The organism is Halobacillus sp. BBL2006 (assembly GCF_000786645.1).
Lineage (GTDB): Bacteria > Bacillota > Bacilli > Bacillales > Halobacillaceae > Halobacillus.
The window spans coordinates 1-8257 of the sequence record NZ_JRNX01000374.1 but is presented as its reverse complement, the minus strand read 5'-3'; the positions used below and the strand labels follow the sequence as shown (position 1 = coordinate 8257).

Sequence of the window (8257 nt, the reverse complement as noted above, 5' to 3'; positions counted from 1 at the left end):
CGCCAACCGGGTGGCCAAGGGCAATCGCGCCGCCGTTGACGTTTACCTTCTCACGTGGGAGACCAAGCTCTTTTTCTACCGCTAAATACTGAGCAGCAAAGGCTTCATTCACCTCTACGAGATCCATATCGTCTAACGTAAGTTCCGCTTTCTCCAGAGCCTGAAGAATGGCCGGAACAGGCCCAATGCCCATCACATTCGGGTCAACGCCAGCAACGGACCAGGAATGGATTTTCGCAATCGGCTGTTTGTTGTGAGCGTTTACAAAATTCTCACTCGCAAGCACGACGGCTCCCGCGCCATCATTGATGCCACTCGCGTTTCCTCCCGTGACCGTTCCATCTTTCTTAAAGGCGGGCTTCAGTTTCGCCAGCGCTTCAGGGGTCGTATCCGGGCGGATATGTTCATCCTGATCGACAACCGTGGTGCCTTTCCGTGTTTTCACTTCAACCGGAACGATTTCCTCAGCAAACCTTCCGGACATACGAGCTTCCGTAGCACGCTGGTGGCTCAGGGTGGCGAACTCATCCTGGCTTTCGCGGGAAATCTCGTATTTTTCTGCTAGATTTTCACCCGTCACGCCCATACCGGCACCGATATATTCATCGGTCAGCGCCGCCCATAACGTATCGTCCACTTTCGGTGTACCAAGCTTTGTTCCAAAACGACTTCCTCTTAGGGCATAAGGAGCGAGGCTCATGCTGTCGACTCCCCCGGCAAGCGCGAGCTCTCCGTCTCCAAGTTGGATCGACTGAGCCGCAGATACGACGGATTGAAGCCCAGAGCCGCACAGACGGTTCACCGCAAGGGCTGGACTTGTCGTTGGCAGTCCTGCATTCAAAGCGATATGCCTCGCTAAATAAGGAGCGTTTTGAGACGAGTGAATCACATTTCCCATCACGGAAAAATCGATTTGGTCTGCTTCGACACCACTACGTTCGATCGCTGCTTTACTTGCCGTCACCCCCAGTGTTGTCGGGTCGACGTCTTTCAATGAACCTCCAAAACTTCCAAACGGGGTACGGGCGCCTTCTAATAGATAAACAGGTTTCATAGATTCTCTTCCTTTCTATTATTGAGTCGTATAGCCTCCATCGATGACAACCGCCTGACCGGTCACGCCTCTCGCCTGATTGCTGGCAAGGAACAACGTGTAGTCGGCGATTTCCTGAACAGACAACAGACGTTTTTGCGGGACTAATGGATAAATGACTTCTTCCAATACTTTTTCCAACGAAACGTTACGGTTCGCGGCTAGATCCTCCAGCTGATTACGCACAAGCGGCGTATCGACATAGCCCGGGCACATGGCGTTGACAGTAATGCCGTCTTCTGCGCCTTCAAGAGCCGTCACTTTCGTCAACCCGATGACGCCATGCTTGGCACTGTTATAGGCGGCTTTTCCGGCAAACCCGATTAATCCATTGATCGAAGCCATATTTATGATTCGGCCGAAGCCTTGTTTTTTCATGATCGGGAAGACATGCTTCGTCGCCATAAACGGAGCGACAAGCATGATCTTCGTGATCAACTCGAATTTTTCCGTCGGGAATTCTTCAATGGACGCCACATGCTGGAGACCGGCGTTGTTGATCAGTACGTCTAAACGGCCGTATCGTTCCACCGTCTGATCGATCGCACCCTGGATCTGTTCCTCTTTGGTCACATCGCAGACAAGACCGATACAGTCATGACCTTCATCGTTCAGCTGTTCCGCAGCTTCTTTCACTTTTTCTTCGTTGATATCGCTGAATGCAACCTTCGCACCCTGCTTAGCGAATTCAGCCCCAATCTCATAGCCGATTCCGCTTGCCGCTCCCGTTATAAACACCACTTTATTTTCTACCATCTCGTTCACCTTCCTACTTTGAAATCTCCAGCAATTCTGGACTTATAATCAAATCAGCTTCCGTTGATGCTTTAATTTCTTCAACGCTCCAGCCCTCGACGATTTCGACGAGCTTCAAGCCTTCTTCCGTTACATCGATGACGGCGCGGTCGGTAATGATACGATCGACCACCCCTTTTCCAGTCAGGGGCAGGCTGCATTCATTTAGAATTTTCGGATCGCCGTATTTGTTCACATGATCCATGATGATAACGATTTTTTTCGCCCCGTGAACGATGTCCATCGCTCCGCCCATGCCTTTAATCATTTTCCCAGGAATCATCCAATTCGCTAAGTTGCCGTCCTTCGATACTTCCATGCCGCCTAGAATCGCGAGATCCAAGTGTTCTCCGCGGATCATTGCGAACGATTCTGCGCTGCTGCAATAAGAAGCACTGATTGAAGCGGTCACCGTCTCTTTTCCTGCATTGATCAAATCTGGATCGACTTCTTCTTCACAAGGAGAACGTCCGATGCCGAGCAACCCATTCTCGGATTGAAGCACGACTTCTTTTTCCGGATTGATATAGTTCGCCACCATCGTCGGCATGCCGATGCCTAAGTTGACATAGTAACCGCTTTCAATTTCCTGCTCCGCTCGTTTCGCAATCAATTCCCTGACTGCTGCTCTGTCTAATTGTACTGCCATATCAATGACCCCCTCTATTAAGCGTGTTTTTTTACGGTCAAACGTTCGATGCGTTTTTCCTGCTCGCCTTCAATCAGTCCTTGCACATAAATGCCCGGTGTATGAATGTGGTCTGGATCAAGCTCTCCTGCGTCGACCAGTTGTTCCACTTCCGCAATCGTCACCTTTCCTGCCGCGGCCATCATCGGATTGAAGTTCTGCGCGGTTTTATTGTAGATGAGGTTGCCGTAGCGGTCCCCTTGCTTCGCGCGGACGAGGCTGAAGTCTGCCGTCAGTGCGGTTTGCAGCAGATATTCCTTTCCGTCGAACGTTCGGACTTCCTTGCCTTCCGCAATCGGTGTCCCGACGCCTGCAGGAGTATAAAACGCCGGAATACCTGCTCCGCCGGCACGAATCCGTTCCGCAAGTGTTCCTTGTGGGGTCAATTCGACTTCCAGTTCTCCTTCCAGTACCTGGCGTTCAAACTCTTTGTTTTCTCCTACATAGGAGCCGATCATTTTATCAATCTGTTTATTTTTCAAAAGTAAACCGAGTCCCCAATCATCGACGCCGCAATTGTTTGAAATCACGGTCAAATGCTTCACGTTCGATTCGACGAGAGCAAGAATCAGATTTTCAGGGATTCCGACGAGTCCAAATCCTCCTACCATGATGGTGGAATGATCTTTAATATCTTTAACGGCTTCATGAAATGATGAGTGAATTTTTTTCATGTTGGTTCACGCCCCTTCCACTCTTCTATACTCGCAAGAAGCGTGCCAACTTTCTGTTTCAGTTGTGACGGGATTTCGAAAATTAAATGTGCTCCCATTTTCCGCATTTCTGGAAAATAGCTTTGAGAATTGAACACAAGGTAATGAAAACCCTTACATAACTACATAAAAAAGAACCATTCCAGCATCTCGGAATGGTTTCCGGATTTGTGGAATGGTTCATAACTTGTATTTTTTCACTTTTTCATAAAAACTTGATTTTCCAATGCCGAGCCACTTCGCTGCGGTTGCTTTGTCGCCTTCCGCCTTCTTTAACATGCGTTCAATGGCCTGTTTCTCCGTGTTCTCCAGCAATTCTTTGAGATTTTGATTCTCGTTTATGAAATTAGACTCTGGCTGGATATGCTCAGGGAGATCATCGATTTGAATGACATCATGATTGGTTAAATGGACGGCGGATTCGATCACATTTTCAAGCTCTCTCACATTGCCCGGCCACGAATAGCGCTGGAAGAAGTCATAGACTTCAGGATCGAATTCATAGATCCGCTTCCCGATTCGGTCGCTCACCTTTTGCAGCAAATATTTGGATAGGACCCGAATATCATCGGGACGCTCGCGGAGCGGAGGCACCTGAACCTGGACGACGTTGATCCGGTAAAAGAGATCCTCGCGGAAGCGCTGGTCTTCAATCAGCTTTTCTAATGGCTGATTCGTCGCAGCGATAATCCGGACATCGACTTGTTGCGGCTTCACGGATCCAATCGCCTCGACCTCCCCTTCCTGTAGAGCACGAAGGATTTTCACCTGGGCATGCATCGGCATATCGCCGATTTCGTCTAAAAAAAGCGTGCCGCCATGCGCGAGTTGGAATTTCCCTTGCTTGCCGCCCTTTTTCGCACCAGTAAAGGCACCATCCTGATAGCCGAACAGCTCCGCTTCCAGCAAGTGTTCCGGAATGGCCGCACAATTGACTTTGATAAAAGGCTTTGTGCTTCGCTCGCTGAGATGATGGATGCTGTGAGCGAACAATTCCTTCCCTGTGCCGCTCTCGCCCCGGATCAGGACCGAAACATCGCCATGGGCCACCTTTTTAATTTTATGCTTCAATTCCAGAATGTCAGGGGAGCTGCTGACGATATCATGGAGCGAATAGCTGGCTCCGTTTTGATGCTGCATCTGGTTTCGATACGCTTCCAGCTCAAGAAGGAGGTCTTTAATGTGCGTATTCATAACCTTCCATTCCTCTGTATCCCGAAACAACACCATTCCGAGCGCACCGACAACTTCTCCCTCAGCGCGGAGCGGGATCCGGTTCGCAATCATGAAATCCCCGCGAATTTGCTGAAGGTCGGCGATTTCTTCCTTGCCGCTCTCTACAACGATGTGCATTCGCGTATTTTCAATCACTTCTGTCACATGCTGGCCGATCACTTTTTCTTTATCCAATCCTAAAAAATCACAGTAGCTGTCATTCATGTAGGAGACGTAGCCTTGTTCATCGACGATGACGATACAGAGATTCACATTGCCGAAAAACGTCTCAAAAATGCTGTCGCGGTAATTCTCTAATATAGAAAGCATGAGTCACACTCCTGCAAGTAAAATTCAAATCCTTAATGGTAACGTTTGCATAACTACTTTGAAGTGTATCACGAGATCAAAAGACGGGCTAGATGAATGACATAAATAACCACCTCAGGTCATCCAGAATCTGGATGACCTGAGGTGGTAAAATAAGTAAGCACACAGTTATTCTTCTTGTTCTTGATATTGCTCAAGCATGTTGATGCGTTCCATCATTGTCGGGTGGCCGTACTGCAAGTATTTCACGAGCGCAGGAGGGTTGACCTCATTCAGGCTATTGACCGTCAATTCCTGGAACGAGCCTACGGCAGCGTTGGGATCTTTCGTCATTTCGATGGCGTATTCATCGGCTGACTGTTCTGCGTTTCTTGATATCGCAAGCTCGACGGGATTGGCGATGAATGAAAGCAGGGACAAGATGATGAAAAGCAGTGGAAGTCCGGCGATGTCCGAGACGCTTCGAATCTTCCATTTGTCTCCCCATTTTCTCACGGCATAGTGCATCAAATGGTAAGCAAGGAACAAACCGACGAAACTGGAGACAACCACCCCCAAAAGGTTCAAGTACAAGTGATGCATCACATAGTGACCCATTTCATGCGCCATAATAAACAGCACTTCGTTATCCTTCAGGCGGTTCAATGTGGTATCCCATAAAACGATCCTCAAATTTGAACCGATGCCGTTCACATAAGCATTCATACTGTTGGTTTTCTCAGACATATTCACTTCATAGACGCGCTCTGCCGGAATATCGGCCTGACTGGCAAGACCGAGAATTTTTTCTTCCAGCTGTTTATCCTGCAGCTCGGTAAAGTCGTTATACAATGGATCGATCACGACCGGCTGAATGAACATCATAAAGACGAGAAACGGCACGAGCAGCATCCACGCGTACAGCCACCAGCGCTTTTCAAACCGTTTGATCAGCCAATATAAGACGGTAATCAATAGAGCCATAATGATGAACCCGATCCAAAAACCGATCAGCTGGTCCTTCATCCAGCTTGAAAAGCCTTGCGTGGAGATGCCATACGCTAACGACAACCTCCGGCTTATGTAATCAAACGGAAACAGTAAGATTGTTGTCACCGTTTGAAGCAACAGCACATAAAGCGGAATTTGAATAAACGTAAAACGCGAAACCCGTTCGCTGAATTGTTGAAAGATAAGGGAAGCGCCAAAAATCATCACACCTAAATAAATGATCCATTCTAACGGCTGCGTCACAAACGAGAGGAAATCCTTATACCTCGAAAAATCCTCACTTAATTCCAGCTGCCGATCGGTCATAAACGTTGCAGGATCCGCTGCTGTCCCCTGATAGGCTTCAGGCACACCGAAATCAGCCCACTGGAAAAGATACAATCCTAAAAGTAACCCATATAGTGAAAAAAGGACGAGTGTCCAGGTGACGAATCTTTTCTTCACGTCTCCACCTCCGCCGTGTTTCTACCCCTTAGTATACGTGCTTGTCCTGATTTATAGAATGATTTCTTCAATTTTACACGGCTTTGGCCGATTCCTACCACAAGACTTTTGATATATGACTAAATTGAACAAACTATCTTGAAATCGAGCCTTTAAGTATTGGGCAAGATTGGGGAGGACCTGAATTCGAGATAATTGAACTTATGAATACTATTGGTAAAACATACAACTATAATTCCATGATCACCAAAAATATAATAAAACCTTCAGCAAAAAGAAAATTCTAAAAAAAAGAAGTCCGTGTAATTTATACGGTCTTCTTTTTCCTTTGATGACTGTATTTTATTTGAGGGTGAGGATGCTTCTTCACGCTCAGTACGATAACCGTAACCAGGATGAGCACCATACCTAGAATTTGAATGATGGTCAATTGATCCCCGATAAGTAAAAAGCCAAATAATGAAGCTGTTACCGGCTCAACCATAGCGACCATTGAAGCAGTAGTTGGGGCCGTCCACTGAATGCCAATCACATAAATGATAAACGAAATTCCAGCCCCCAGGATTCCCAATAAAAGAAGCCAGCCTATGTCGTTTGACGTTACCACACTAGCAGCTTCATCAATGTCCACAATAAACAAAAGGATGAGACAAAATGAAAAGAACGCGATGGTTAAGGTGGGCTGTGGCTTTCCGATGGAAGAGGCGTTTTTAAATCCGAATATAAATAATGCATAGGAAAGGCCGGCACCAAGCCCGGATGCCACCCCTAGAAGACCCACTGATATTGAATCGGTATTGTAGGCACCTGTAAGCATGATAATCCCCATAAGTACACCGAGTATGCATCCCCATTTAAACCAAGTCGAACGTTCTATTCGTAATAAAAAAGAGATGACAAGGACAAACACCGGTGCTGTATACATTAAAGTAGAAGCAACTGCTACGCTTGAGGCTTGGATAGTGAGAAAATAAAAAGTGAAATTCCCAGCAACACCAACCCCAGCCAAAAAGGACCATATGTATAAACGAGTAGAGGAGGTCCAATTTTGTTTAAAGCGTAAAAGAAACCATGCAAAAAAACACACAAAGCCAATCATCCCTCGATAAAGGGAAATCACAATAGGATCCCAGCCCTTGTTCATTAAAATATCTGCAATCCCTCCACTAACACCCCAGCATATAGCTGCAAGGATAACTAAGCTTACACCCACAGACCTCATTGTTTGTATGCCTCCTAAAAATAAGTGATGGTAAAAATTTAATCCCTCTATTAGAAATCTAAAGTGGACGTAATAATGGAAATTCAAGAGCCAAACCATCTTCTTTACTTTTTTAATCAAACATATGTTTTTTAGAAGGCATAAATATGGCAGTTCTTTTATTTTTTCATGCATTAAGCCTACTCTTCACACGGAATATGATCTGGCTAGTAGGACATTTGGAACTTTACGGTCAGAGGATAAAGGTTAAAACAGTGAAACCTGATCGGTTTTCCAGAAAACGGTGTAGGCAATAGCAACCTTATAAAAGTTTAAATGGTAACTATTAACATTTTTTCTAATTTTAGCATGAAAATGCCCTTTTTTCATCTAAAAAAATAGAATAGTGCAGTGCTATGTTTATCAGGAGGTTTATAAGAGTGGATCTAAACTACCTCCGTTTCAAGTCTTAAAGAATTGGGGGGACAATTTTCGAACAATTGAATCATTTAGAAATTAAGAGTCTAGCCATATGGTTTTCAATAATAATAGGTGGATTCATTCTGGTTCTTAGTAACGGAAATTCCTTTTCAAAAGGAATTATTTAGTGGATATGAGGATATTAGTTTAACGATCGTGGGATTATTACAAGTTTTAATGGTAGAAGCATTTTACAAAGGTGGAAGCGCGTTTATAAAATTACGCGCCTTGGGAGTTTTGTGCGGTACTGCAGTTGTTCGTTAGGATTCTCGGGGGGATTACAAGTTTTACTAAAAGAAATAATAAAA

The 8257-nt window shown here is 45.8% G+C and carries 7 protein-coding genes; all 7 read right to left on the bottom strand.

Going from position 1 to position 8257, the window contains the following annotated elements; all coding sequences use genetic code 11:
- On the bottom strand, positions 1-1054 hold a 1054-nt coding region (locus LD39_RS11670; protein WP_035546564.1), incomplete at its 3' end, for an acetyl-CoA C-acetyltransferase.
- A gap of 18 nt (positions 1055-1072) precedes the next feature.
- Positions 1073-1849 (bottom strand): 3-hydroxybutyrate dehydrogenase, encoded by a 777-nt coding sequence (locus LD39_RS11665; protein WP_035546561.1) that lies wholly within the window; start codon positions 1847-1849, stop codon positions 1073-1075.
- 13 nt (positions 1850-1862) lie between these two features.
- The gene (locus tag LD39_RS11660; protein WP_035546559.1) at positions 1863-2537 is read right to left on the bottom strand and encodes a 3-oxoacid CoA-transferase subunit B; all 675 of its coding nucleotides are present in this window, start codon (positions 2535-2537) and stop codon (positions 1863-1865) included.
- 17 nt (positions 2538-2554) lie between these two features.
- Positions 2555-3250 carry a CoA transferase subunit A gene (locus tag LD39_RS11655; protein WP_035546557.1) on the bottom strand — a complete coding sequence of 232 codons (696 nt, stop codon included), beginning with the start codon at positions 3248-3250 and terminating at the stop codon, positions 2555-2557.
- Positions 3251-3469: 219 nt separating this feature from the next.
- Positions 3470-4834: a sigma-54-dependent Fis family transcriptional regulator gene (locus tag LD39_RS11650; RefSeq protein WP_035546555.1), complete on the bottom strand. Its 1365-nt coding sequence runs from the start codon at positions 4832-4834 to the stop codon at positions 3470-3472.
- Between the two features lie 168 nt (positions 4835-5002).
- On the bottom strand, positions 5003-6268 hold the full coding sequence (locus tag LD39_RS11645; protein ID WP_035546553.1) for a M48 family metallopeptidase: 1266 nt from the start codon (positions 6266-6268) through the stop codon (positions 5003-5005).
- Positions 6269-6575: 307 nt separating this feature from the next.
- Positions 6576-7490, bottom strand: a complete 915-nt coding sequence (locus tag LD39_RS11640) for a DMT family transporter (protein WP_035546568.1) — start codon at positions 7488-7490, stop codon at positions 6576-6578.
- Positions 7491-8257: the final 767 nt, after the last annotated feature.

Bases quoted from the DNA above. Each gene is read 5' to 3' on its own strand.
- LD39_RS11640 (WP_035546568.1), bottom strand. From the start codon at position 7,490: ATGAGGTCTGTGGGTGTAAGCTTAGTTATCCTTGCAGCTATATGCTGG.
- LD39_RS11660 (WP_035546559.1), bottom strand. From the start codon at position 2,537: ATGGCAGTACAATTAGACAGAGCAGCAGTCAGGGAATTGATTGCGAAA.
- LD39_RS11655 (WP_035546557.1), bottom strand. From the start codon at position 3,250: ATGAAAAAAATTCACTCATCATTTCATGAAGCCGTTAAAGATATTAAA.
- LD39_RS11650 (WP_035546555.1), bottom strand. From the start codon at position 4,834: ATGCTTTCTATATTAGAGAATTACCGCGACAGCATTTTTGAGACGTTT.
- LD39_RS11665 (WP_035546561.1), bottom strand. From the start codon at position 1,849: ATGGTAGAAAATAAAGTGGTGTTTATAACGGGAGCGGCAAGCGGAATC.